This is a genomic window from Streptomyces atratus (assembly GCF_014648655.1).
Taxonomy (GTDB): Bacteria; Actinomycetota; Actinomycetes; order Streptomycetales; family Streptomycetaceae; genus Streptomyces; species Streptomyces atratus.
Genome location: NZ_BMRN01000004.1, coordinates 96,133 through 121,176, shown reverse-complemented (window position 1 = coordinate 121,176; position 25,044 = coordinate 96,133). Strand labels below are relative to the sequence as shown.

General features: G+C 70.0%; 22 protein-coding genes and 1 pseudogene. 2 read left to right on the top strand and 21 right to left on the bottom strand.

What is annotated here, in order from left to right; translation table 11 throughout:
• Positions 1 to 24 precede the first annotated feature (24 nt).
• From IEZ15_RS08590 to IEZ15_RS08510, 17 genes are all read right to left on the bottom strand, one after another.
• On the bottom strand, positions 25 to 2,592 hold the full coding sequence (locus IEZ15_RS08590; RefSeq protein WP_189275513.1) for a polynucleotide kinase-phosphatase: 2,568 nt from the start codon (positions 2,590 to 2,592) through the stop codon (positions 25 to 27).
• Positions 2,589 to 4,124, bottom strand: a complete 1,536-nt coding sequence (locus tag IEZ15_RS08585) for a 3' terminal RNA ribose 2'-O-methyltransferase Hen1 (RefSeq protein WP_189275511.1) — start codon at positions 4,122 to 4,124, stop codon at positions 2,589 to 2,591. The genes IEZ15_RS08590 and IEZ15_RS08585 overlap by 4 nt, the downstream gene beginning before the upstream one ends.
• Before the next feature lie 52 nt (positions 4,125 to 4,176).
• Entirely contained in the window at positions 4,177 to 5,085 is a 909-nt protein-coding gene (gene mmuM, locus IEZ15_RS08580; RefSeq protein ID WP_229845800.1) for a homocysteine S-methyltransferase, read from the bottom strand.
• A 148-nt stretch (positions 5,086 to 5,233) separates the two neighbouring features.
• Positions 5,234 to 6,157: an LLM class F420-dependent oxidoreductase gene (locus tag IEZ15_RS08575; protein ID WP_189275509.1), complete on the bottom strand. Its 924-nt coding sequence runs from the start codon at positions 6,155 to 6,157 to the stop codon at positions 5,234 to 5,236.
• Between the two features lie 136 nt (positions 6,158 to 6,293).
• Positions 6,294 to 6,830: a DUF6099 family protein gene (locus IEZ15_RS08570; RefSeq protein ID WP_114247184.1), complete on the bottom strand. Its 537-nt coding sequence runs from the start codon at positions 6,828 to 6,830 to the stop codon at positions 6,294 to 6,296.
• 124 nt (positions 6,831 to 6,954) lie between these two features.
• Positions 6,955 to 7,323: a nucleotide pyrophosphohydrolase gene (locus IEZ15_RS08565; RefSeq protein WP_189275507.1), complete on the bottom strand. Its 369-nt coding sequence runs from the start codon at positions 7,321 to 7,323 to the stop codon at positions 6,955 to 6,957.
• The gene (locus IEZ15_RS08560) at positions 7,320 to 8,603 is read right to left on the bottom strand and encodes an AAA family ATPase (protein ID WP_189275505.1); all 1,284 of its coding nucleotides are present in this window, start codon (positions 8,601 to 8,603) and stop codon (positions 7,320 to 7,322) included. The genes IEZ15_RS08565 and IEZ15_RS08560 overlap by 4 nt, the downstream gene beginning before the upstream one ends.
• A 162-nt stretch (positions 8,604 to 8,765) precedes the next feature.
• Positions 8,766 to 9,164, bottom strand: coding sequence for a cell division protein SepF (locus IEZ15_RS08555; RefSeq protein ID WP_114247181.1), 399 nt, complete (start codon positions 9,162 to 9,164; stop codon positions 8,766 to 8,768).
• Positions 9,165 to 9,268: 104 nt separating this feature from the next.
• Positions 9,269 to 10,543, bottom strand: coding sequence for a cytochrome P450 family protein (locus tag IEZ15_RS08550; RefSeq protein WP_229845799.1), 1,275 nt, complete (start codon positions 10,541 to 10,543; stop codon positions 9,269 to 9,271).
• A complete protein-coding gene (locus tag IEZ15_RS08545; protein WP_114247180.1) occupies positions 10,540 to 11,154 on the bottom strand; it encodes a GTP-binding protein in 615 nt (204 codons plus the stop codon). Before IEZ15_RS08545 ends, IEZ15_RS08550 begins: the two co-directional genes overlap by 4 nt.
• A complete protein-coding gene (locus IEZ15_RS08540) occupies positions 11,132 to 11,485 on the bottom strand; it encodes a DUF742 domain-containing protein (protein WP_114247179.1) in 354 nt (117 codons plus the stop codon). Before IEZ15_RS08540 ends, IEZ15_RS08545 begins: the two co-directional genes overlap by 23 nt.
• Positions 11,482 to 11,907 (bottom strand): roadblock/LC7 domain-containing protein, encoded by a 426-nt coding sequence (locus tag IEZ15_RS08535; protein ID WP_114247178.1) that lies wholly within the window; start codon positions 11,905 to 11,907, stop codon positions 11,482 to 11,484. The genes IEZ15_RS08540 and IEZ15_RS08535 overlap by 4 nt, the downstream gene beginning before the upstream one ends.
• Positions 11,904 to 13,289 (bottom strand): ATP-binding protein, encoded by a 1,386-nt coding sequence (locus IEZ15_RS08530; protein WP_229845798.1) that lies wholly within the window; start codon positions 13,287 to 13,289, stop codon positions 11,904 to 11,906. The genes IEZ15_RS08535 and IEZ15_RS08530 overlap by 4 nt, the downstream gene beginning before the upstream one ends.
• Before the next feature lie 59 nt (positions 13,290 to 13,348).
• A complete protein-coding gene (locus IEZ15_RS08525) occupies positions 13,349 to 14,371 on the bottom strand; it encodes an MBL fold metallo-hydrolase (RefSeq protein ID WP_189275503.1) in 1,023 nt (340 codons plus the stop codon).
• 335 nt (positions 14,372 to 14,706) lie between these two features.
• Positions 14,707 to 15,879 carry a Gfo/Idh/MocA family protein gene (locus tag IEZ15_RS08520; RefSeq protein WP_189275502.1) on the bottom strand — a complete coding sequence of 391 codons (1,173 nt, stop codon included), beginning with the start codon at positions 15,877 to 15,879 and terminating at the stop codon, positions 14,707 to 14,709.
• Positions 15,880 to 15,941: 62 nt separating this feature from the next.
• Positions 15,942 to 16,328, bottom strand: coding sequence for a hypothetical protein (locus tag IEZ15_RS08515; protein ID WP_229845797.1), 387 nt, complete (start codon positions 16,326 to 16,328; stop codon positions 15,942 to 15,944).
• Positions 16,329 to 16,814: 486 nt separating this feature from the next.
• The gene (locus tag IEZ15_RS08510) at positions 16,815 to 17,615 is read right to left on the bottom strand and encodes a DeoR/GlpR family DNA-binding transcription regulator (RefSeq protein ID WP_114247175.1); all 801 of its coding nucleotides are present in this window, start codon (positions 17,613 to 17,615) and stop codon (positions 16,815 to 16,817) included.
• Between the two features lie 186 nt (positions 17,616 to 17,801).
• Here IEZ15_RS08510 and IEZ15_RS08505 point away from each other — a divergent pair, with 186 nt between their 5' ends.
• The gene (locus IEZ15_RS08505; RefSeq protein WP_114247174.1) at positions 17,802 to 18,686 is read left to right on the top strand and encodes an SIS domain-containing protein; all 885 of its coding nucleotides are present in this window, start codon (positions 17,802 to 17,804) and stop codon (positions 18,684 to 18,686) included.
• Between the two features lie 588 nt (positions 18,687 to 19,274).
• Here IEZ15_RS08505 and IEZ15_RS08500 read toward each other — a convergent pair.
• The 3 genes from IEZ15_RS08500 to IEZ15_RS08490 all read right to left on the bottom strand — a co-directional run bounded on the left by IEZ15_RS08500 (position 19,275) and on the right by IEZ15_RS08490 (position 21,946).
• Entirely contained in the window at positions 19,275 to 19,814 is a 540-nt protein-coding gene (locus IEZ15_RS08500) for a hypothetical protein (RefSeq protein ID WP_189275500.1), read from the bottom strand.
• Positions 19,815 to 19,927: 113 nt separating this feature from the next.
• Complete coding sequence (locus tag IEZ15_RS08495) at positions 19,928 to 21,049, bottom strand: DmpA family aminopeptidase (protein WP_189275937.1); 1,122 nt, start codon at positions 21,047 to 21,049, stop codon at positions 19,928 to 19,930.
• 210 nt (positions 21,050 to 21,259) lie between these two features.
• Positions 21,260 to 21,946, bottom strand: a complete 687-nt coding sequence (locus IEZ15_RS08490; RefSeq protein ID WP_114247171.1) for a 4'-phosphopantetheinyl transferase family protein — start codon at positions 21,944 to 21,946, stop codon at positions 21,260 to 21,262.
• A gap of 441 nt (positions 21,947 to 22,387) precedes the next feature.
• Between IEZ15_RS08490 and IEZ15_RS08485 the strand changes: the two are divergent.
• Positions 22,388 to 22,591: pseudogene (locus IEZ15_RS08485) on the top strand (sporulation protein); the annotation flags it as partial.
• Between the two features lie 93 nt (positions 22,592 to 22,684).
• On the opposite strand, the gene IEZ15_RS08480 reads toward IEZ15_RS08485, so the two are convergent.
• The gene (locus IEZ15_RS08480) at positions 22,685 to 24,913 is read right to left on the bottom strand and encodes an MMPL family transporter (RefSeq protein WP_189275498.1); all 2,229 of its coding nucleotides are present in this window, start codon (positions 24,911 to 24,913) and stop codon (positions 22,685 to 22,687) included.
• Positions 24,914 to 25,044: the final 131 nt, after the last annotated feature.

The following is a 25,044-nucleotide window of genomic DNA, read 5'->3' as shown; positions in this document are numbered from 1 at the left end:
CACCGGAAAACCCGCTGACACCGCTCACAGTCGCGGGTCGACCGGCTCCGACTCCAGGGCCAGCACCGCGAACACCGCCTCGTGGACCCGCCACAGCGGCTCCCCGTCGGCCAGCCGGTCCAGTGCTTCGAGCCCCAGTGCGTACTCCCGCAGCGCCAACGACCGCTTGTGGCCGAGGAACCGGCCGCGCAGCCGCGCCAGATTCTCCGGGCGGGTGTACTCGGGGCCGTAGATGATCCGGAGGTACTCCCGGCCGCGCACCTTGATGCCCGGCTGGACCAGCCTTCCCTTGCCGTCCCGTACGAGCGCGGCGAGCGGCTTGACGACCATGCCTTCGCCGCCGCGGCCGGTCATCTCCAGCCACCAGTCGATGCCGGAGCGCACCGACGCCTCGTCACCGGTGTCGACGACGAGCCTGCGGGTGACCTGGAGCAGCCCGGTCGGATCGTGCTCGACCAGCCGGTCGAGCCAGGCCAGCTGCTCGTCATGCGGTACGGAGGCCAGCGAGCGACCCTGCACGGCGAGGATCTGGAACGGCGCGAGCCGCACCCCGTCCAGGCCCTGGGTGGTCCAGCAGTAGCGGCGGTACGCCTCGGTGAACGCGGTCGCATCCTCGGCCCGCCCCTGCTGGCGGGCCGCGAGCGCGCCCACGTCCACCCCACGGGCCACCGCTGCCGCGAGGGCCGCGTTGGCCTCCGGGAAAACCGCCCCGGATGCGGCACCGACCGCGGCGTACTGCGAGCGCAGCAGCCCGGCCGCCTTGAGAGACCACGGCATCAGCTCGGCGTCGAGCAGCACCCAGTCGGTGTCCCACTCCTCCCAGAGTCCGGCGGCGGTGACGGCGGTGCGCAGCCTGCCGAGGATCACCTCGGTGAGTGCGACGTCGTCGAGGAACGGCCTTCCGGTGCGGGTGTAGAGCGCCCCGGTCGGACCTCCTTCACCGCCGGAAGCGGTTCCCCCTGCGCCGAACCTCTCACGGGCGGTGTTCGCGTCCCGGCAGACCAGCGCCACCGCACGCGAGCCCATGTGCTTCTCCTCGCACACGACCTTGGTGACACCGTCCGCCCGGTACTGGGCGAAGGCCTCGGCCGGGTGCTCCAGGTAACCGTCCTCGTGCGAGGTGGCGGTGGGCGCCATGGTCGGCGGGAGGTAGCCGAGCAGCCGCGGGTCGACGGCGAACCGGCTCATGACTTCGAGCGCCGCCGCGGCGTTCTCCTCGCGGACCGAGATGCGGCCCATGTGCCGGGTCTCCACGATCCGGCGGCCGTGCACATCGGCGAGGTCCAGCGGCCTGCCCTCCCTGCCCCCGGGCGCCTCGCTGGTCAGCGGCTTGGCCGGCTGGTACCAGACCTTCTCGGCCGGTACGTCGACGAGCTCGCGCTCCGGCCAGCGCAGCGCCGTCATCTTCCCGCCGAAGACCGCACCGGTGTCCAGGCAGATGGTGTTGTTGACCCAGGAGGTATTGGGCACCGGGGTGTGACCGTAGACCACGGCGGCACGGCCGCGGTACTCCTCCGCCCACGGGTAGCGCACGGGCAGGCCGAACTCGTCGGTCTCACCGGTGGTGTCCCCGTACAGCGCGTGCGAGCGGACCCGTCCGGAGGTGCGCCCGTGGTACTTCTCGGGCAGTCCGGCGTGACAGACGACGAGCTTGCCCTCGTCGAGCACGTAGTGGCTGACGAGCCCGTCGATGAACTCCCGCACCTGCTCGCGGAAGGCGGGGTCCTTCTCGTCCTCCCGGTCCAACTGCTCGATGGTCTCGGCGAGTCCATGGGTGTGCTGGACGCTGCGGCCCTTGAGGTAGCGGCCGAGCTTGTTCTCGTGGTTGCCCGGCACGCACAGGGCGTTGCCCGCCGACACCATGGACATGACGCGGCGCAGTACCCCGGGGCTGTCGGGGCCGCGGTCCACGAGGTCACCGACGAAGACCGCTGTACGCCCTTCGGGGTGCGCGCCGTCGACGTAGCCGAGCTTGCCGAGCAGGGCCTCCAGCTCGGCACTGCAGCCGTGGATGTCGCCGATGATGTCGAAGGGGCCGGTGAGGTGGCGGAGGTCGTTGTAGCGGCGCTCAAGCACCACTTCGGCGTGCTCCGCCTCCTCTTCGGTGTGCAGAATGTGCACCTTGCGGAAGCCCTCGCGCTCCAGTCCGCGCAGCGAGCGCCGCAGTTCGCGGCGGTGGCGCTGGATGACGTGGCGCGGCATGTCGGCGCGGTCGGGACGGGCCGCATTGCGCGCGATGCAGACCTCTTCGGGCAGGTCGAGAACGATCGCGATGGGCAGCACGTCGTGGCTCCTGGCCAGCTGGACCAGCTGCTTGCGGCTCTCGGACTGGACGCTGGTGGCGTCCACGACGGTCAGCCGCCCGGCGGCGAGCCGCTTGCCCACGATGTAGTGGAGGACGTCGAAGGCGTCACGGCTGGCGCTCTGGTCGTTCTCGTCGTCGGCGACCAGGCCGCGGCAGAAGTCCGAGGAGACGATCTCCGTGGGCTTGAAGTGCTTACGGGCGAAGGTGGACTTGCCGGAACCGCTGGCTCCGATGAGCACCACGAGGGAGAGGTCGGTCACCGGCAACGTGCGCGAAATACTGGTCATGCGACTTTCGCCCCCTTCTCGGTCTCGTTGGCAGTCTCGTGCCAGGACTCGTTCTTACTCTCGTTCTTGCTCTCGTTCTTGCTCTCATCGGCCGCGGTCATCGTGAACACGGCCATCTGCGTGGGCGGCCCCACCTCGGGGTCGTCGGGCCCCACTGGGACGAAATCGACCGCGTATCCATGCCGCTGCGCCACCTCCTGGGCCCATGCGCGGAACTCGGCCCTGGTCCACTCGAACCGGTGGTCGCCGTGGCGCACATGCCCGGCCGGAAGGGTCTCCCAGCGGACGTTGTACTCGACGTTCGGCGTCGTCACGAGCACGGTCCGCGGTCGGGCCGAACCGAACACGGCGTACTCCAGCGCGGGCAGCCTCGGCAGGTCGAGGTGCTCGATGACCTCGCTGAGCACGGCCGCGTCATACCCCTTGAGCCGCTTGTCGGTGTACGTGAGCGAGCCCTGCTGAAGCGTGACCCGTCCGGCCTGCCGCTCCCCCATCCGGTCCAGCTTCAGCCGTCGTGAGGCGATGGTGAGGGCGCGCATCGAGACATCGACGCCGACGATCTCCGTGAAGCCCACGTCCTTGAGCAGTGCCTGCACCAACTGGCCCTGACCGCAGCCCAGGTCGAGGATCCGGCTCGCCCCGGCGGTGCGCAGCGCGTCAAGGATCGCGGTGCGCCGCTGCTCGGCGAGCGGCACCGGCTTCTCCTCGGTGTCGGTCGTCTCGTCCACCGCGTTGTCGATGCTCTCGACGTCCAGGTCGTCCGACTCGGCGAGCCGTACCAGTTCGAGCTGCTGCATCGCCTGCCGGGTCAGCCCCCAGCGCCGGGACAGATAGCGGCTGGTGATCAGCTTCTGCTCGGGGTGGCCGGCCAGCCAGCCCTCACCGGCCCGCAACAGCTTGTCCACCTCGTCCGGTGCGACCCAGTAGTGCTTGGCGTCGTCGAGCACCGGCAGCAGGACATACAGCTGCCGCAACGCGTCCGCCAGCCGCAACTCGCCTTCCAGCACCAGCCGTACGTACCGCGAGTCCCCCCACTCCGGGAACTGCTCGTCCAGAGGTACGGCCACAGCGTCCACGCTCTTCCAGCCGAGCGGCCCGAAGAGCTTGCGCACCAGTTCCGCGCCGCCGCGCGCCGGCAGTGCGGGCACCTCGATCCTCAGCGGAAGCGGCGCCTGCGCACGTTCGGGCAGTGCGCGGCACACACCGTTCAGCGCGGTCTTGAATACCGTACTCATCGCGACGGAGAGCAGCGAGGACGCCGCGTACGGACGGTCGTTGACGTACTGCGCGAGCGCCGCATCGGGGGCGCCGCCCCGGCCCTTGCCCTTGCCGCGCCGCACCAGCGCCACGGGATCCACCTCCAGCAGGAGCACCGCTGTGCAGCGCTCGGCGGATGCCTCGGGATAGAAGACATGCGCGGTGCCATGGGAGGTGGAGAACGTCTGCGCCTTCTCTGGATGCTTGTGCAGCAGAAAGCCAAGATCGGTCGCGGGACGTTCCGGGTTGCCGGTCGTGCTGATCGTCAGGAACACACGTCCGAGTATGGTCCGCTTCACTCGCCCCCCACCAGGTATTTTCATGTGTCTACGGCACTGTTGACCCTCCTTGCCCTTCGCCTGCTGTCGCTGCGCCGAGCAGCCCGGCCAGCTCCGCGATGGTCTCCGGGCCGACCCGGCAGCAGCCGCCCACCAGCCGGGCGCCGGCGTCCTGCCAGGCCCGTACTCTCCCCGGATCGAAGGTGGGGGCACCAGCCCACTCCCGTCCGCCGGCATCCCACCGCTCACCGCTGTTCGGATAGACCACGACCGGTTTCCCGGCCACCTCCGCCGCCGCCCGCACCGCCCGGTCCGCGTCTGCCGGATCGCAGCAGTTCACCCCGACTGCCAGCACACGGTCATGCCCCGAGGCGAGGGCGAAGGCCGTCTCCAGCGACTGCCCCGCCCTGGTCCGGTCCCCCGCCACGCTGTACGAGAGCCAGACGGGCAGCCCGCACCCCTCGACCGCCCGCAGCAATGCCTCGGCCTCATCGATGTCCGGCACCGTCTCCAGCGCCAGCACATCGGGCCCTGCCGCGGCCAGCGCCTCCACCCGCGGCCGGTGAAACCGCTCCAGCTCCCGGACGGAGAGCCCGTAGCGGCCCCGGTACTCGCTGCCGTCCGCCAGCATCGCCCCGTACGGGCCGACCGAGGCGGCGACCCAGATCTCCCGCTCCACCGCACCCGCGGCCCGCCGCGCCAGCCGCACACTGCGGGCGAACAGCTCCGCCGCCTGGGCCCGTCCGATCCCCCGCCCCTCGAATCCCTCGAAGGTCGCCTGGTAACTGGCCGTGATGAGCACCTGCGCACCCGCCCGCACATAGGCAGTGTGCGCGGCCTCGATCTGCCCCGGCCCGTCGGCCAGCAGCCGGGCCGACCACAGAGCGTCGGACAGATCGCAGCCCTGCGCCTCCAGCTGGTTGGAGAGACCACCGTCGAGCAGGACCGCCCCATCCAAGAGGGCACGATCAAGCGTCGGGGCGGGCGGACCGTTGACTGACCGGACGGGTTGCACGGGTGACTCCCTTGTGAGCCGGGCCCGGACGACCTGGCTCGGGTGAGCGGCGACCGATCCCCGACTCGGGTGAGCCGGGATGGTTCCCGGCTCAGGTGAACTGGGACTGGACCTGGGAAGAGATCAGCTCCAGGTGCTCCAGGTCGTCCAGATCCAGGACCTGGAGGTAGATCCGGGACGACCCGATCGCGCCGTACCTGCCGATCTTGTCGACCACCTCGGCGGGTGAGCCCGCGAGCCCGTTCGCCTTCAGCTCCGCCACCTCACGGCCGATGACGGAGGCGCGCCGAGCCACCTCGGCGTCGTTCTTCCCGACGCACACCACCAGGGCGTTGGAGTACACCAGGTCGTCCGGTCCGCGGCCGGCCGTCTTCGCCGCCTCCCTGACCCGGCCGAACTGCTTCTCGCTGTCCTCCAGCGACGCGAAGGGAATATTGAACTCGTCCGCGTACCGGGCAGCCAGCCGCGGTGTGCGCGTCGCGCCGTGACCGCCGATCAGGACCGGCACCTTGGCCTGCGCCGGCTTGGGCAGCGCGGGCGAATCGGTCAGCTGGTAGTACGTGCCGTCGAAGCTGAACGTCTTGCCGATCTCGGTCGCCCAGAGCCCGGTGACGATCTCCAGCTGCTCCTCCAGCCTGCCGAACTTCTCCTTGGGGAACGGAATGCCGTAGGCCTTGTGCTCCTCCTCGAACCAGCCTGCGCCGAGGCCGAGCTCGACGCGTCCACCGGACATCTGGTCGACCTGCGCGACCTGGATGGCGAGCACGCCGGGGAGCCGGAAGGTCCCCGCGGTCATCAGCGTGCCGAGCCGGATCCGCTTGGTCTCGCGCGCCAGCCCGGCCAGGGTGATCCACGCGTCGGTCGGGCCGGGCAGTCCGTCCCCCGGGCCCATGCGGAGGTAGTGGTCGGAGCGGTAGAAGGCGTCGAAGCCGAGGTCTTCGGCCGCCTTGGCGACGGTGAGCAGGGTGTCGTAGTCGGCCCCTTGCTGGGGCTCGGTGAAGATTCGAAGATCCATGCATCCATCCTGCACCTCCGGATGCCGGTCATTCCCCTCCTTCTCCCTCCCACGCGCCGCCACTGCCGAAGCCCTCTACGGTCACGGTCGTCGCGTACACCGTCCCGTCCCTCGTCACTCCCTGAATCCTGCGCGGTCACGGCTGGCCCGCCGCCGAGCCCGCCGGTCCGCGGATCGCACCGTAGGGGCCGTCCCGCTCCCGGCCTCGCTCCAGATCCTGCTGTCGCTCCCGGTCCTGCTCGTCGAGGCGCCGGAGCATTCCGTGCACCCGGTCCATGGACTCGTCGGCCGCGTCGATCGCCTCCATGCACTGCCAGTAGAGCCCCTGCTCGTCGGTCTCGCAGGCCACCCCGACCAGGGCTATCCCCACCTCTCCGAGCAGTGTGCCCAGCCCTGTCAGCGTCGCCCTCGGTTCGGAGAGCTCGGAGAGCTGTGCGGCCCGCGCCACTCCGGCCCGCGCCGCCGGGTGGTCCAGCGCCCCGCCGCTCCTTCCGCCGATCTCGCTGAGCCCGCGCGCCTCTCCCCGCAGCTCCTTGGGCCCGTCCGCCGCCAGCCGACTGCCGATTGCCTGAGCGAGCGCCTGGGCCTGCCATGCCTCGGCGATGATGTCCGGCGTACAGCGGCTCTGTGCCAGAGCACGCCGGCTGACTCCCACAAGCCGCTCCGCTTCCATGCGTTACCCCCGTCCGTACGAAAAGCCGCTCAACTCATCCATTACCCACAGTGAGGGCGTCGGTACCGAAAAGCCAGGGGAATTAGGAAATCTGTGGACACGAAGTCGACTGTGAATAAGTCGATCACTCCGAAGAGTGACAATCTGGCGAATCAAGGGTGTCCGGGCGCTCCGACACCGGGAATCGGGCCTCATTCCGGTCGATCTTCTCCGCCAGCGCCGTCAGTGCGTCGATCCCCAGCACCTCGCAGAACTGCAGCAGATAAGCAAGAACATCCGCGACCTCGTCCGCCACCCGGTGCGCCGTCTCGGGTGCCTCCATCACCCGCGCCGACTGCTCCGGCGTCAACCACTGGAAGATTTCGACCAGTTCGGACGCCTCGACGCTCAGCGCCGCCGCCAGGTTCTTCGGGGTGTGGTACTGCTCCCAGTCCCGTGCAGCCGCGAACGCGGCGAGCCGTTGCTGCAGGGCACGTACATCAAGTTCTGTCACGGCTTCAGGTCTACCACCATCACCCCGGCCGTCTCCCGGGCTCGCACCGCACCCGGCTCCGTGACCGTCCCCACCAGTCTGAGGTGCCCGGCCGCCCCGATCGACACCGCCAGATCCAGCAGTCCGCGCAACTGCCGTCCGTCCAGGTCCCGGTCGAGTCCGTCGGCCAGCACGGTGAGGGTCTGCATGGCCGACGGCACCTCGCCCGCGGCGTCCACGGCCAGCGCCCCGGGGCCGGCGAGCAGCACCAGAGCGAGCGCGAGATACCTCAGCTCACCGTCGCCGAGACGGCCGACCGGCGTCGCATGCCCCCCGTCGCGCCCGACGGTCGCGTGCAGCAACCCGTCCGCGAGCCGCTCGACACCGAGTGCGGTCACCGGTCCCGCACATCCGGTGTGAGCCGCCGCGACCAGCCGGGCGTGGCGTCGGGCGCACTGTGTGTGCGTGCGCTCCAGCGCCGCCGCGAGGTTGTCGCAGCCGCGGCGAAGCCGGCCGTCGCCCGCCGGTACGGGCCCACGCATCCGCGGCGGCTGCGGTTCGCAGGCGAAGACCGACCGCAGGGCCACGACCATCTGTTCGGCGGCGGCGAGGACCTGTAACTGCCCCTCGGTCCTGCCCGCCACCCGCAGCGGCAGCAGGGCCGTTCCGAGGCGGTCGTCCGGCAGCGGCGCACGCGTCACCGGGACAGCGCCCGCGGTGTGCCAGGCCGCCTGGACCGTCGAGCGCCCCGGGTCGCGCAATGCGGTGGTGAGCAGGATCTCGCCGCCGCCGGTGAGCCGTTCACCGACGATACGCAGGGTGGGCTCCGCCTGGACGGCCAGGTCGAGCCGTACCGGTCCTGCCGGACCGTCCGTCGTGCAGCCGATCCGGAATCCGCGGCGGCCCTGCGCATCGGCCGCGGCGCCTTCCGGTACGCACCCCGCCGGGTCCGGGAAGACCTCGTCGAGCGGGTCTCCGCCGCCCAACCGCGCCAGCGCCTCGTACGCCCGCAACGCACTCGACTTGCCGCTGCCGCCGGGTCCGGCGAAGAGCGTGACCGGGCCGATGGGAAAGCCGGCGCCCCGGTGCGAGGCGAAGGCGGACAACCGCAGTTCGGTGACGACAGGTCCGGCGGAGCGGACGGGACCGCCGGAACGCCACAGGGCTTCCGGGCGGGCCGACGTGTCCGTAGCGGCGGGGCCGTCACCGAACACGGACGTGCCGGTTGCGGCAGGGGCATCAGCAGGCACGGATGTACGGGCGGACGGTGGCCGGGTGGTCCCCGGGCGGAGTGCACTCATGGGCGGACCGTACGCAGGCCGCGGAGCGGCGAACCGTTCCGCCTGAACGACCTTCCTACGATCGGGCTACGCCTGCCGCGGCGAAGCCGGCCCGGACGGCATTCCCACGATCGAAGGACGTCCACCGCCGCGCCCGCCCCGCCAACACCCCCGGCGGCCTTCCTACGACCCGGGTACGCCTGCCGCCGTGACCCCCTCGACCTCCATGCCCAGCGGCGACAGCAGGAAGACATTCCGGTCGACCCGGTGCATTCCGCTGCCCAGACCGAAGACCACCCCACTGGTGAAGTCCAGGATGCGCTTGGCCACATCCGTCTCCGCACTGGTCAGATCGAGCAGCACCGGGATCTGTGCGACCAGGTACTCCGCCACCTCCCGCGCGTCCGCGAAGACCTGGACCCGCAGCACGACGAGGCGCCGCTGTTCGGCTGCCGCGCTCTCGTCGGGGACCGTACGGTGATCGGCCCTGGACGGCCACGCGTCGCGGCTGCGCAGAGGTACGACCTGGGCAAGCCCCTCCCACTGCTCGTCCGTGACGTCGTACCTGTCGTACCTGCTCACCGGACCACCCCGTCTGTGCTTCGGTCGGCGTTGCGCCCGCTGCGCTCGCTGTTCATCGGGCAATTCTCTCGCCCCTCACCCGTTCGGCGTACCACCGACACGGCTCACGGGCTGATCGACACCTCTGACGGCCCGTCCGAAGCATCCTCGACCGCGTCGTGCCGGTCCGTTTCCGTAGTCATGTCGACGGGCGTGAAACGTACCGGAAGCCGCACCAGAGCACGGTGGAACGGTCCCGGCCGCCACTTCAGTCCACTGACCGGAACGTCCAGTTCTGCGTCGCACAGCTGACTGGTGAGCTGCTCGATCGCGGTCATGGCGATAAGCAGCGCCGGCTGCTTCGCCGGGCACCGGTGCGGGCCGGCCGACCAGGCCAGATGGGCACTGGCGCCGGAGCGGACCCCGGGGGCCGAAAGGTCGGGCACGGACTGGGTGTTGGCGGCGGCGTAGGAGACGAGGAGCAGCTGTCCGGCGCGCAGCCGGACGCCGTGGAACTCCGTGTCGTGGCGCGGGTAGTGGGCTGCGAAATTGGCCAGCGGCGGGTCCTGCCAGAGGACCTCGTCGATCGCCTCGTGTGCCGTCATCGCGCCGCCGTGCAGCGAGCCGGCGTAGCGCGCGTCGGTGAGCATGTGCAGCAGCGCGTTGCCGATCAGATTGGTCGTCGGATCGTGGCCCGCGCTCATGATCAGAGTGATCTGACGCACAGTCTCGTCGTTGTCGAGATCGGCCGGATGGGCCAGGAGGTACGAAGTGAGGTCACGGCGCGGCCGGGCGCGCCGGTCGGCGACCAGATCGGTGACGACCTCGACGAGGTCGGCATACGCGGTGGCGGCGTCCTCGGCGGAGTTGAACATGCCGGCGATGCCGTTGACGATGCGTTCGCTGTCGCCCGGCGGTACGCCGAACCAGGTGACGAAGACGTGCACCGGGAGACGTCGGGCGTACTGGGCGATCAGGTCGCCGCTGCCGGTGGCGGCGAATTCGCCGATGAGCCGCTGGGCGACCCGGGCGACCTCGGCCCGCAGGACGTGCGGTTCGATCAGGGCGAGGCTGTCGTTGATGGCGTCGCGGTAACGGGCGTGTACGTCGCCGTCGCTGAAGAGCGCGGTGGGCCGGTAGCCGAGCATGGGCAGGACCGGCGAGTCGTCGGGGACGGTGGCCTGCCAGGCGCGCGGGTCCTTGGTGAAGGTGTGGGTGTCGCGCAGCAGGTCGACGGCGGCCTGGTAGTCCGTGACCAGCAGGGCGTCGATGCCGGGCGCGAGCCGGACGGGGGCCAGGGGGCCGTGTTCACGCAGGCGCCGGTAGTGGCTCTGCGGGTCGGCGGCGAAGTCCGGGCCGTACAGCGCGAGGGGCTGCGGCGGCTGTACGGGCGGTGTCATGACGGGTCCTCGGGCCGGGGCATTCGGGTCAGCACATGTTCGGCGAGCGCGATCAGTGCGTCGATGCTGCCGCGGCGTTCGCGGGCGTCGCACTGCACCAGCGGGGTCTCGGGGGCGAGGTCGAGGTGTTTGCGCAGGACCTCGTCGGTGTGGGCGGGGGCGTCGGGGAATCGGTTGACGGCGACGGCGTACGGCAGTCCCTGCTCCTCGACCATGTCCATGACCGCGAAGGAGTCGGCGAGCCTGCGGGTGTCGACCAGGACGAGAGCGCCGAGCGCGCCGCGTGCGATGTCCTCCCAGAGGGGAAGAAACCGCTGCTGGCCCGGCGTGCCGAACATATAGAGCACCAGGTCGTCGAGGACGGTGAGCCGGCCGAAGTCGATGGCGACGGTGGTCGTGGTCTTGTCCGGCAGGCCTGCGGTGTCGTCGAGGCGGGTGCTGGACTGGGTCATCGCCTCTTCGGTGTGGAGCGTGGCGATCTCCGACAGCGTACGGATCAGGGTGGTCTTGCCCACGCCGAAGGGACCCGTGACGACGAGCTTCATCAGGGTCCGGGCGGCAGGCGGCAGATAGCCGATGCCGGTCCGGTCAGTGGAGGGAGCGGAGTCCAACGAGCAGCCTCTCGACGAGCGACCGGTCGATCTCCCCGGCGCTGGGGATGGGCGGTCGGGTGTGCAGATGTCCGGCGGCCGCGAGGTCCGTGACCAGGAAGACGGTGGCGCTGACCGGCAGGTCCAGGTGGGCCGCGGATTCGACGACGGTGAGCGCGCCCGGTTCCAGCAGCTCGCACAGCCTGCGCTGTTCCGAGCCGGTGTCCGGGGGCAGGTCCGTGTCGGTGCGTATGAGCACGGCGAGCCGGTCGAGTGCGGGACCGGCGGGCCGGGTCCGGCCGCCGGTGACCAGATAGGCGGGGATCAGACGGCGTCCGGGGCCGGAGGTCATGGCCGGGCGGCGGTGTCCGGTTGGCGGGCGGGCGCGTTCATCGCCCGGGTCAGGGCGGTGACCTGCACCTGCATCTGGTAGGCGATGTCGCCGAGTTTTGCTCCGGGTTCCGCGAACAGGGCAAGTGTGGTGTTGTTCCCGGCCGGTACGACGATGGCGAAGCCCTGGTCGGACTCGACAACCGTCTGGGCCAGGCGCGGCGCCTCGACGTCGGTGAAGGCCGTGGTGAACGCGCGGGCCGCGGCGTGCAGCGTGGCGGTCATGGCGGCGACCCGCTCGCCGGACGCCCGGTCCAGGCCGGGTGAGGCACCCTCGACGAGGCCGTCACCGGTGGCGACCACGGCGTGCTGGACTCCGGGCAGCTCCAGCAGGGGGGTCAGCACCCATGCGAGGTCACCGGTGGTGGGAGTGGGGGCGCTCACTTCTCGTCGTCTCCTTGGTCGTCCTGGTCGTCGTGGTCGTCGTGGTCGTCCGGGGGATGATCGTCCGCTGCCGGTGCGGATGACCGCCCGGCGACGCTCCTGCCATTGAGAGTGCCCTGTTGGAGTGCCGCCCAGGAAGCCTCGGCCTGCTCGGGTGTACGGGACACCTGTTCCCGGTCCCGGGTGACGGCGGCGGATGCGGACCGGGCCGGGGTCGGGCGTGGTGAACGTCGGCGGCGGCTGGGCAGCTCGGCGGGGTGCCCGCCGACAGCTTGCGGTGCCGGTGCGGGTTCCGGCTCGGCGGGGGCGGAAACCGAAGGAGTGGCGTGCGCCTGCATCGGCTTCGGAGCGAGGGCGGAGAGGCTGCGGTCGTCCTCCATCACGGTGAGCAGATGGGCGGGGACGCGCAGGATCGTACGCATTCCGCCGAACGGCGATGCCTCGATGTGGCAGTTGAAGCCGTACTGCACCACGAGCCGGCCGACGACGGCGAAACCGGTCTGCGGTGGATCGCCCAGCTCGGTCAGGAGCACTTCGGACGGGCCCGCCAGCAGGGTGCGGGCCCGGTCGAGCGCATCGTCGTCCATGCCGATGCCCGCATCGTCCACGATCAGGAACGCGCCACGGCCACCGCTCTGCTGGACGGTCACCTGTACAACGGTGTCGGGGTGCGAGTAGGCCGTGGCATTGGCCAGCAGTTCGGCGAGCGCGATCGCGAGGGGTTCGGCGGCGCGGGCGACGAGCGCGAGCCGTTCGTCGCGCAGGTGGTTGGCCACCTTGATCCGCTCATAGCCGGCGACCCGGGACTGGGCGCCGAGCACGATCTCGACGAGCGGCGAGTTCTGACGGGCGAGCCCCGGCCAGGCGTCGCAGAGCACGGCGGTGGACTGGGTACGCCGCAAGGCCAGTTCGTTACGGAAGTCCAGCTGCAGGATCCGTGGGTCGTCGTACTCGTGCTGGAGCTCGTGCAGCAGTTGCTGGGACTGGTTGAGCAGTGACTGGATCTTGGCCGAGGTGCCGCGCATCGCCGCCCGGGCGGCCGCGTCGACGCGCCCGCGCTCCTCGACGACCGCCGTGCGAGCGGCCTGTACGGCCTCGGTGAGCAGCCGGGCGGAATCGCCGTCGACCTCGGCCGCCTCCCGCAGTCCGGGGACCTGGGCGGTGGGGTGGGAGAGGGCGAGCGCCGCGGCGGGTATCCGCTTGCGGGCCAGTTGCCGGATCTCATCGACGAGGGCGACGGTACGGGCCTCGGCGGCCTTCGACTGCCGTTCGGCCAGTTCGGCGCGGGCCAGGGCCAGGCGCTCCGAGCGCGCAGCGTTCTGTGCGCGGACAGCCGCTGCCACGGCAGCAGCGACGGCGATCACCGCCACGATCCATCCCATGCCGTCACCGCATTTCTGTTGTCGGATCGGTCTTCCGGCCGAAGCGGCGGAAGCTCCGCTCATTTCTCCGCCGGACCTGATCGCTTCTCCGCCGGGCCCTCGGACTCACGGGTCTGCTCCACCTCTTGAGCGACCACGGCGACATCGGTCATCACCTGGAGCACACCGGGCAGTTCGGAGCCGTCGAGCTGCCGGAACTCGCTTCCGATGGTCACCACCAGCCGCTCGGGCAGGCCGAGCTCCGGGTAGCGCCCCTCGGCGATGACCCGGCGGGCCGCCTCAAGGGCGGGAATCCCGGCTGCGTGCAAGGCGTGGGCACGCTCGCGCACGTACTCCAGATACACGATGTGATCGCGCACCCCGGCCCGGTCGAGGACCGGTCCGTGCCCCGGGACGATGATCTCGGCGCCGGTGGCCAGCACCCGCTCGCAGGCCGCGATCACATTGCTCAGCGGACCCGCCCAGTGCACCGGGTGGTCACCCGGCCGAGCGGGGGTGGAGGAGAAGATGATGTCCCCGCTGAACACGGCACGCTGCGCGGGCAGATGGACCATCAGGTCACCGGTGGTGTGCGCGGACGGCAGGGCGGAGAGCTGGACCGGGTACTCCCCCAGGGTCAGTTCGAGCTCCCCGGTGAAGTATGTCGTCGGCTGCACCGGCTCGGTCTGCGACCAGTCGAAGGGGCCGAAGTGACGTCCGAGGTAGGCCCCGAGCGCGGTGGCCGGATCGCCGGTGGCGACGAGCGCGTGCTGCTGCTTGGGCGTGGGCTCGTAGTGGATGTGTTCGCGGGCCTCTCGGGTCGCGATGATCTCCACGTCCGGGAGTACGCCCGCTCCCCAGAAGTGGTCGCCGTTCGCGTGGGTGACGATCACCCGGTCGATGGAGACACCGTCGGGCAGCCGCTTCGTGGACTCGGCCAGGAACTGGCCGGCCAGCACGGCGTCGTACGGGGTGTCGATCCAGAGCGCGCCACGGGTCGAGACGAGGAGACCGCAGTTCGCCAGCCCCCAGCCCCGTTTCGGCGGGAGCCATGCGTACAGGCCCCGCCCCAGGTCAACGACGTCTCCACCCGTGATCGACATGGACGCGATTATGCCGACCACGATCCGGCCATGCGTTCGAACTCGGCCACCATGAGCTCCCATTGGCGCAAAATCGCCGCTCACGCTCTCCAGTGCCGGAGGCTCGGTGACCCTACGAGACCGGCACCCCGCGCCCCCATACGACACCTTCCGGATGATCAATCACAATTCACCCGACGGTGCCACACCTCGCGGCGGACACCGATCGAGCCGTCGCCAAACCAGAAAGAGCCGACTACCCACCGAGCATGGCTGAAAACAGCTGTACCAAGACCTTCGGTGACGGCGCCGGAAGCGCTATCACCGAAGGTCGTCGGAATGTCTCGTGCCGGTTCCTAGCGGAGCTGACCACGTTCGAAGTACGCGATCAGCTCCGGGTCGAGGGCCGGCACGTCGTACGGTGCACCGCCCTCGCGCAGGGAACGGGTCGCGAGCACACCGGCGGCAACGCTCATCCGGGCAGCGACCGGCGAGGTGTCGGTGACGCCCCCGTCGCGCACGAACCGGCAGAACTCCTCCATGATCCGGGTGTCCCCGCCGCCGTGCGAACCGCCGGCGTCCGGCACCCGGTAGGTGATGTCGGCGTCGCGGCGGTATCCGCTGGGGCCGGTGTTCCAGACCTTGACCTCGTCACCGGGGCCGTCACCGAAGTTCTCCAGACGGCCCTCGGTGCCGATGACGGTGTAGTTCCGCCAGTAGTCCGGGGTGAAGTGGCACTGCTGGTAGGCGGCCACGACGCCGTTGTCGAGTTGCATGTTCATCACCGAGACGTCCTCGACGTCCACGATGTGGTGCAGGTCCTTGCGGGCCGTCGGCGGCCAGTCGAACTCGCGCAGCCAGTTCGCCGGGCGCGGGGTGTCCGGCTCGCGGCGCGGCAGGTCCCCGTAGACGAGGAGGTCGCCCAGCGCGTTGACCCGGCGGGTGTAGCCACCGGCCAGCCAGTGCAGGACGTCGATGTCGTGGGCGGCCTTCTGGAGCAGCAGTCCGGTGGTACGGGTCCGGTCGGCGTGCCAGTCCTTGAAGTAGTAGTCACCGCCGTAGCCGACGAAGTGCCGCACCCACACGGCCTTGGGCTCGCCGATGTCCCCGCGGGCGATGATGTCGCGCATCAGCCGCACGACACCCATGTGGCGCATGTTGTGTCCGACGTACAGCCGGGTTCCGGTCTCGTACGCGGCACGCAGGACGTTGTCGCAGCTCTCGACGGTGATACCGAGCGGCTTCTCGACGAAGACGGCCTTGCCGGCCCGGAGCGCATCAATGGCGATGGTCTCGTGCGTGTCGTCCGGAGTGGCGATGATGATCGCGTCGAGGTCGTCCCGGTCGAGGAGCAGCTTGTAGTCCTCGACCGCGACATCGGTGCCGAAGCGCTCGGCCTCACGCTGCCGCACCTCGGGGTCGAGGTCGCAGACGGCGGTGATCGCCGAACCCTGTCCGGGGTGGTGGGCGGACATCGCGATGGAACGGCGCAGGCCGAGCCCGATGACGCCGAGTCGCAGGTCTGACACGGTGGTCCCTTCTGTCTGTACTGGTGGTGCGGGCGTGTCCGTGCTGGTGGTGCGGACGGAGGCTACTTACCGGCGAGCGATGCCTCGTACTCGGCGCGCATCTTGTCGCCGCCACCGGGGCGCCGCTTGCGCAGCTCCTCCTTGTGGGCGGAGATCGGCTTGCGGCCCGCGGCGATGTCCTTCCGGACGTCGCTCATGGCCGTGGTGAGCGAGGCTCCCTTGCGGGTGCACGTGTCGGAGAAGTGACCGCTGACCGGGCCCGACCGGTTGATCTCGAGGAGCTCCTGCTGCCGGCCGTGGATCTTGCCGGCCGGTTCCGCCTCGCCCGGCAGGTGGATGCACTCGGGCCCGGCAGCGAGGAAGGCGTGCGGCATGGCGGTGCAGCCGACGGAGCCCGTGGTGTACCGCGGCTTCGCGCCCCGCACGGCCGAGACCGGCGCATCTGCCATCGTCACAGGCACCTCCAGGGCTGATGGAGCAAGAGAGTGTCCCGCGTATACGGAGGCGGCCCACAGCACCGTGGATGCGGCCGGCGGTCCTTCGCGGCGACAGGCACATAGTTCACGACTGTGCACCCCGATGGCAAGACTTGTTCATTTCACAGAGGTAACGAACATTTATTGGCACAGAAAAGTTTCTACGTGGACCCCCTGAGCACCTCGTCGGTGTTGCCCAGGACCCGAAAAAGGGCACAGAAGCGGCATGGAAGGGGCACGAAGAGGCCATCGAGGAGTCCTGCCGGTAGGCCTGGAGCTGGTCATGAATGCTCGATCGCGCACGATCACGCGCTCAAGGCCACTTCCAACAACATTCTGAAGCAGGGTCCGGGACGCCACCCCTACGCCCTTCTGTGTGGCCGCACCCGGTTCCGGCCACGCAGAAAAACGACGGGTGCCCCCGCCCCATGGTGGCGACCCGCCGTTCGGACGACTGGTTCAGACGGCGATGACGGTGACGCCGGCCTCCGTGAAGCGGGCGGTCGCCTCGGGCGTGATCCCCTTGTCCGTGACCAGGAAATCGACCTGTCCGAGATCGCAGACCCGCGCGAAGGCCCGCTTGCCGATCTTCGAGGAATCGGCCGCCACGACCACCCGTTGCGCCTGCTCGGCAAGCAGCCGGTTGATGCTGGCCTCGCCCTCGTGGTGTACATATGCACCGCGCTCGGTGTCGATCGCGTTGACGCCGAGCACGGCGACATCCAGCGTGATCTCGCCCAGTACCCCGCTGGCCAGCGGGCCCGTCAGCTCGTACGACTGCGGCCTGGCCACTCCGCCGGTCACCACGATCTTGATCTGCGGCCGGATGACCAGCTCGTTGGCGATGTTGAGGGCGTTGGTGACGACGGTCAGGGTCGGCTGACCGCCCATCCCGGCCGCGGTGTCACCGACGACATCGGAGCGCACCGCCAGCGAACGGGCCACCTCGGTCAGCGTCGTACCACCGGTCAGCCCCACCACTTCGCCGACCGCAACCAGTTCCGAGACGGCGCGCCCGATGGCCTGCTTCTCCGGGGCGTGACGGCCGGTCTTGTAGCGCAGGGCCAGTTCGTAACTGACACCGTGCGCGACCGCGCCACCGCGGGTACGCGTGAGCAGCTGCTGCTCGGCGAGCTGGTCCAGGTCACGACGGATGGTCGCGGCCGAGACATCCAGCGTCGCGGCGGCGCCCTCGACCTCCACCCTGCCGTTCTTACCGACAAGTTCCAGCAGCGCGTTCCACCGGGCATCCCTGGACAAGAGAAATCTCCTTACGAGCCCGGGCTTCGGGCACCCATCCCCTTGGGTACGTGTCACCGGACACGCGCAAGCGTCGCACAAGGCTTCGTCCAGTCAAGCCTCCTGCAAGCAGAATGCTTGATAATGCTCGTACATCACGTATAACGTGCGCAAACGAGCATCCCACTACGAGTACGGAGTGCAAGAGTGTCATTTGTCGAGATCGAGACAGCCAGTCAGCCGGAGTGCTGGCGCCGCGCCGCCGAGCTGGCCCAGACGCAGGCGGCCGCTCTGCCCGCCACCGGTGAGCGCATCGCGGTCGTCGGCTGCGGCACCTCCTTCTACATGGCTCAGGCATACGCCGCGCTCCGTGAGGAGTCCGGGCAGGGCGAGTCCGATGCCTTCGCCGCCTCGGAGTTCCCCATCGGCCGCGGCTACGACCGGGTCGTCGCCCTCACCCGCTCGGGGACCACGACCGAGGTGCTGGAACTGCTCGACCGGCTCCGTGGCGTCACCCGCACTGTGGCCATCACCGCCGACCCGGACACCCCGGTCATGACGTCCGCCGACGAGGTTGTCGTGCTGGACTTCGCCGACGAGCAGTCCGTCGTACAGACCCGGTTCGCCACCACCCTGCTCACACTGCTCCGCGCCCACCTCGGTCTGCACTCCGACGCCGTGGTCCGCGATGCGGAGACCGCACTGGCAGAGCCGCTGCCCGAAGGCCTGCTGGACTGCACCCAGTTCACCTTCCTCGGCCGTGGCTGGACGGCGGGTCTCGCCAACGAGGCCGCGCTCAAGATGAAGGAAGCGTCCCTGTCCTGGACGGAGGCGTACCCCGCGATGGAGTACCGCCACGGCCCCATCAGCATCGCCACCACCGGCACCGCGACCTGGATGTTCGGCACCGCCCCCGAGGGCCTTGCCGAGCAGGTGCTCTCGACCGGCGCCCGCTGGGTGCAGAGCGGCCTGGACCCGCTGGCCGAGCTGGTACGCGTCCAGCGTCTGGCGATCGCCCGCGCCGCCGCCCGCGGCCTGGACCCGGACAGCCCGCGCCACCTGACCCGCTCGGTGGTGCTCGCGGGCGCCTGACCGGCCGATGGGCATCGCCGGAGCCGGCCGCCCGTCGCAGGGCGGCCGGCCTGCCCGTACGGGGTGATCAGCAGCCCCGACGCGGGCCACCGCCCACGACTGCCGGGCGAGGGCCCTGCTCCCTCGTCCGCGCGCTTCCTGTACGGAGGCTCATCCGCGGCGGACGCGGCACTTCGCGCGGCAGCCCGGCCCCCACATACGCGATGTGCTTCGCGGCGCGCGTCAGGGCGGCATCTGACGGCACTCGGGCGCGTCGGGCGTCTGCTGCGACGCACGTGACGGCGTGCCGGGGCAGCGGGCCGAAGTCCGCGAGCGCGGCCAAGTACGGCAGCCGCAGGCCGCGCTCGGCAATGCCCGAGACCAACGCATCGTGCCCGATCCACGTGACATGGCTCACCAAGTACGCGACCGGGCACCCGGTCCCACCGTGCACAGCGCTGCCGCACGCCCTGTGCCGGCCTCTCAGCCACTCCACCGCCCGGCGTACGCCCGGTCGGCGGGCCAGGGGTCGGGCCCATGTCTGCGGTCGCGACGGGGCCGGCGGTCGTTTCCGCCGCCGGCCCAGCCTCTCGGGCGACACCGCCGTGGTCAGGACTCCTCGAAGTAGACGTCCAGGACCGCGTCGAGTTCTCCCGCCCACTGCTTCAGGTCGCTCCTGGCCGGCGCCTCGACCTCGGCGTTGAACCATCGACGGGTCGACACATGGACCGTGACGGTGAACCGGCGGCCGAACCGAGGAGTCTTCACCTCAACCGCACCGATCTCGTCCCAGCGGAACTCGGCCTCCTGGTCGTCCAGCCGGAACCGGACCCCGTCACGGTTCGCGGTGATCGACCCACGGCGGTCGCTCACCTCGAATGCGGGGCCGTCCTCTGCCTCCTTGTCGTCAGCCGCCGCTTCGGCACCGGCCTCCCCGTCGGCTGCCGCATCCTCGGATACGGCCTCCGCAAGGGCATCGTCTGGGGCGGCGGCCCCGGGCGCCCGCTCCTTCGTCCTTTCCTGGTCCGTCTGCTCCTGGCTCGTATCCGGCTTTCCGGCAGTAGCGGGGGCCGTGAGACCAGGGATGTACGCCGGATCTGTTCCCGCGGCGTAGCCGGGCTGAGTGTTCGGATCTATGCGCTGCTCCACGGCGGGCAGTATGGCCGACGAACCTGTACGAGACCAGTGACCACCACGCCCTGCGCCTGTCTCCACCGGCTGCGACCTCCGAATGCGCCGTCAGCAGCACCTTCCGCACGGCGTCACTGTCCTCGCGCCGCCAGGAGTTCGGTCACCTGGTCCAGCGGGAGCGCCGGGACGTGGTGGCCCGCCCGGCCGGTCATCGAGTGTGCGCCGGTGAGCACATTGAGCACCGCCTCCTCCACCGACTCGACCACCGCACCGTAGAAGGGATCCATCCGGCCCCATGGCACGAAGTGCATCGACTCGTACGGCGTGCTTCCGTCGTCCGTGGGAAACGTACTGGTCAGTGCGGACGGGTTGGCCGTGGAGAAGGCCAGGAAGAGGTCCCCGGAGAAATGACTGCCGGTGGTGCCGGTCCGGGCGAGGCCCAGCGTCACCCGGCGGGCCAACGCCTTGCACTGCCCCGGCAGCAGGGGCGCGTCGGTCGCCACGACCACGATCACCGAGCCCGCGCCGGGCGGCACCTGGGGCTCCCCACCGAGCGTCGGCTCGGGGGCCGGCGTCTCTGCCGGATCGGACAGCTCACGCCCCATCGTCACACCGGCGACCACCAGCTCGCGCCGCGCGCCGAAGTTGGCCTGCACGAAGGCGCCGACGGTGTAGCGGTCCTCGCCATACCGCACCACCCGCGATGCGGTGCCCGAGCCGCCCTTGAAGCCGTAGCAGCGCATGCCTGTTCCGCCGCCGACGCATCCCTCCTCGACCGGGCCGGAGGCCGCCGCCTCGATCGCGTCCGCCGCATGACGGGATTCCACGGCCGAGCCATGGATGTCGTTGAGGTGGCCGTCCCAGGTCTCGGTGACCACCGGCAGCAGCCACTCCGGCGCCATACCACGACGGTTGGCACGCACCCACTCGACCACGCCGCGATGCACCGGGCCGACCGCGTACGTGTTGGTGATGACCACCGGCACGGCGAGCGAGCCGCTCTCCTCGATCCAGGCGGTTCCGGTCATCTCACCATTGCCGTTGAACGAGTGCCAGCCGGCCGCGCAGGGCGTACCCACACCGTCCCGCCCACGCGGCAGGAGCGCCGTCACTCCGGTGCGTACGTCCTCGCCCTCGACCAGGGTGACGTACCCGACCTCGACACCGGGCACGTCCGTGATCGCGTTCCACGGCCCCGGCTCACCTGTCAGAGGGATGCCCAACTCACGTGCACGTTTGCGGTCTTCGCCCATGCGCTCTGCACTCATGTGGTCAGAGATTACGGGTACACCCGCACGTCGGACGAGGTGCGGGCCGACGATTCGTCGTATCCGGCTTCCCCGCCACTGATGTCCGGGACGACGCGCCCGGTCACCGGCATGGCTCTCGCCGGTCTCCTCACGCGTCACCCCTGACGGTGTGCCGTGCCAAGTACCGCAGCGGTGACCGCTTGCGGCGCCCCGCTACCCGGTGGGCGCGGGCTCGCTCCCGGCAACGATGGCGGTCACCATGAGACCGTCCGCGACCAGCCAGCGGCCACTGAAAGCCGTGGGGGTCGCCGTTGCCCCCGCGGCCAGGTCCGGCTCCATGGTGGAGATCAGCAGCCCGGCGGTGAAGCTGCCGTTCGAGTGGAGCACGATATCGGCCTGTTCGAAGCCGAGCCAGCGGTGGGTGAGCGGGAACCACGCCTTGTAGACGCTCTCCTTCGCGCTGAACAGCAGCCGGTCCCAGTGGATCTCGGGCCACGTCCGACGCAGCTCGAGCTCGCGCTGCAGTTCCGTCGCGAGCGCGATGGACTCGTGCACCCCGTCGGGCAGCGCCTCATGCGGTTCGGCGTCGATGCCGACGGTGAGCACATCCGCCCGGCGGGCGACTGCGGCTGCTCGATAGCCGGCGCAGTGGGTCATGCTTCCGACCACTCCTCCCGGCCATATCGGCGCACCGCGTTCGCCTTTCAGGATGGGGGCGGGTGCGACACCGAGTTCGCCGAGCGCGCGCCGGGCACACCAGCGTGCGGTGGTGAACTCCTTGCGGCGGCCCTCCACGGAATTACGGATCAGCTCGGCCTCGCCAGGGAAGAGAGCCGCGTCGGGCGGGTCGGAGAGCGCCTCGGCAACGGCCACCTGGGACGGCAGAATCTTCTCGATCATGTTCCCCCTCGTACCGGCTGGTTGATCCATCCTCTGCATCGTCCCTGAAGCCTGCCCGAAGACTGAAGGATTTTCAGTTCGTGGCGAACCGGACCGGTGTTGCCACTGTCACGTCAGGACCGAGGGATCGGGTTTCGTCTCGGCGGGGCTCGGCCAACGGATCTGTGTGGCACACGGGGATACAAGGACGGCCGAGGCGGCAACGGCGCCCATGCCCCGCACCAGGCTGCTGGCGCTCGCTATGAAGAGCCGGTCACCGCGGGTCCGGCCGGCCTCGCGAAAGCAGCACATACACGGCGGAAGCATGTAATGGGTTGAACATGAACCCCGCCCATTCATCATGGTCCGGATCACGGCATCCGATCCGGACCGGTTCGACTGACCGCGTAGGGCGAAAGCAAAGCAGTGCCACGTGACACCAGTCACGGGCCGCCCACCTGGATGACCTCGGGATTTGTTCGCCCGCAGGGCGTGACGCGGTGCTCTCGACGCGGGCCGCTGCCCGTCCAGGAGGCGTTGGAGCAGCTGGGCTTCGGGTTCAAGTCCGCCGTTCCGGAGCTGGTCCACATCCGCGGATCGGGTCAGCAGCTGCCCCTCCACCAGGAGATCGAGCTGTCCCCGCCTGCACACTGCGCGCACGCCGTCAATGAGATCAAAAGTCCTGTGGCCGTGGGTCCAGGACTTGGGATGCATGTCTGGGGTGCAGCACACGGGCGTGCTGCACCCCAGGGCTTCCGGTCAGTGGCTGCTGCTGTACTGCGGGAGCTTGTCCTCGTCCTCGTCCTTGTGCTGCTTGTCCGGTGCGCGTTGGGTGAGCTTTTCGCCTTCGATGTCGACGTTGGGCAGGATGCGGTCGATCCAGCCGGGCAGGGACCAGGCGCGCTTGCCGAGCAGGGCAAGCGCTGCGGGCACGACGGTCATGCGGACGATGAAGGCGTCGAAGAAGACCGCGATCGCGAGGCCGAAGCCCATCGACTTGAGCATGGCGTCCTGCGAACCGACAAAGCCGGCGAATACGGCGATCATGATGAGAGCTGCGGCCGTGACGACCTTCGCGCTGTGCCGGAAACCGGACTCGATCGCCGTGCGGGCATCCGCGCCGTTGACGTACGCCTCGCGCATACGGGTCACCAGGAACACCTGGTAGTCCATGGCCAGTCCGAACACTATGCCCACCATGAGGATCGGCATCAGGCTCATGATCGGGCCGGTCTGGTCGAGGCCGACCAGGTCCTTGAGCCAGCCCCACTGGAAGACCGCGACGAGGGCGCCGAGGGCGGCCAGCACCGACAGCAGGAAGCCGAGTGCGGCCTTGAGCGGCACGAGGACCGAGCGGAAGACCAGGATCAGCACGAGGACGGCCAAGCCGACGACGAGGGCGAGATAGGGCGTGATCGCAGCGCTGAACTTGTCGGATATGTCGATGTTGAGCGCGGTGGTGCCAGTGACCATGGCGCGGGCCCCGGAGGCCGACTCCGTGTCGGCGGCCAGCGAGCGGATGTCGGCGACCAGATCCTTGGTGGAATCGCTGCTCGGTCCGCTCTCGGGGATGACGTTGATGATGGCGGTGTCACCGGCCTGGTTGAAGACGGCGGGTGCCACGGTCGCCACGTCCGGCAGGTCTGCGATGGCCTTGCCCATGTCAGCTGCGGTGCTGCGGGCGGTACCGGGGGCTTCGTCGTCGACGGTCACGGTCAGCGGACCGTTGAAGCCTGGGCCGAACGACTCGGCCAGCATGTCGTAGGCCTTGCGCTGTGTGGAGGAGGTGGCTTTGGAACCGTCGTCCGGCAGTCCGAGCTGCAGCTGCGTGGCAGGCAGGGCGAGGGCACCGAGGGCGACCACCGCGAGCATCAGGATCTTCACCGGCTTGCGCAGGACGTATGCGATCCATCGCTGCCCCGGCGTCGCTTTGGCCGACTTGGCCACGGGCGTCTCCCGGGCGGTCTGCTTGCGTGCCTTGCCCCGTACCCGCTCGGGGGCGAATGCCAGCAGTGCGGGCACGAGGGTGACGGCCACGAGTACAGCAATGACGACGGCGCCGCCGGCGGCGAGCCCCATCGCGGTGAGGATGGGCAGGTTGACCACGGCCAGGCCCGCGAGGGCGATGACCACGGTCAGGCCCGCGAAGACGACGGCGGAGCCGGCCGTGCCGTTCGCACGCGCGGCGGCCTCCCCCGCGTCGTATCCGGCGGCACGTTCGGAACGGTATCGGGAGACGATGAACAGGGCGTAGTCGATGCCGACGGCAATGCCCAGCATCGTCGCCAGTGCGGAGGTGTTGCTGTTGAGGTCGAACGTCGCGCTGAGAGCCTTGATGGCCGCGATGCTCACGCCGACCCCCACGACGGCGATGAGCAGGGGGAGGCCCGCGGCGATCAGAGAACCGAAGGTCATGACCAGGATGACGGCGGCAAGGGCGAAGCCGATGGCTTCGGCGGAGGCGCTCCCCTCGGGCGCGGCCAGCGCGTCCCCCGACGCCTCGATCGTCAGTCCTCGGTCACGGCCGTCGGCAAGGGCGTCGTCGATGCCGGTGTGATCGGCGTCGGTCAGGTCGGTGCCCTTGACGGTGTACGTGACCTGGGCGTAGGCGGTGGTGCCGTCCGCGCTGACCGTCTTGGCCGCGAAGGGATCGCTGACCTGGCCGACGCGCGGCGAGGAATCCTTGAGGTCCTTCAGGGTCGCTTCCACAGCAGCCCGGGGGTCGGCGCCGCTGATCTTCTGACCGTCGGGGGCGCGCAGGACGACGTTGGCACCTGCGCCGTCGGCGTTGGCTGCCGGGAACTTTTCGCCGAGGAGGTCGAACGCGCGCTGGGCCTCCGTACCGGGCAGGGTGATGCTTGAACCGGCAGAGCCCGTACTGCCGGCGGCGGCGCCGCCCACGGCGCCGAGGACGACAGCCCACAGGAGAACGACCAGCCAGCGCCGCCGGAAGGCGAGCCGGCCGATCCTGTGCAGGAAAGTAGCCATGAGTGTGAGACTCCGTAAGGAAGGTGCTTGATCGAGGGACAGGCGCCGTCCGCACAGCGCGGTACGAGTACAGAAGTGCTGACTGCACGGGCGATGGCACGGGCCCCGGATGGCTCCGGCCGTGCGCGGCC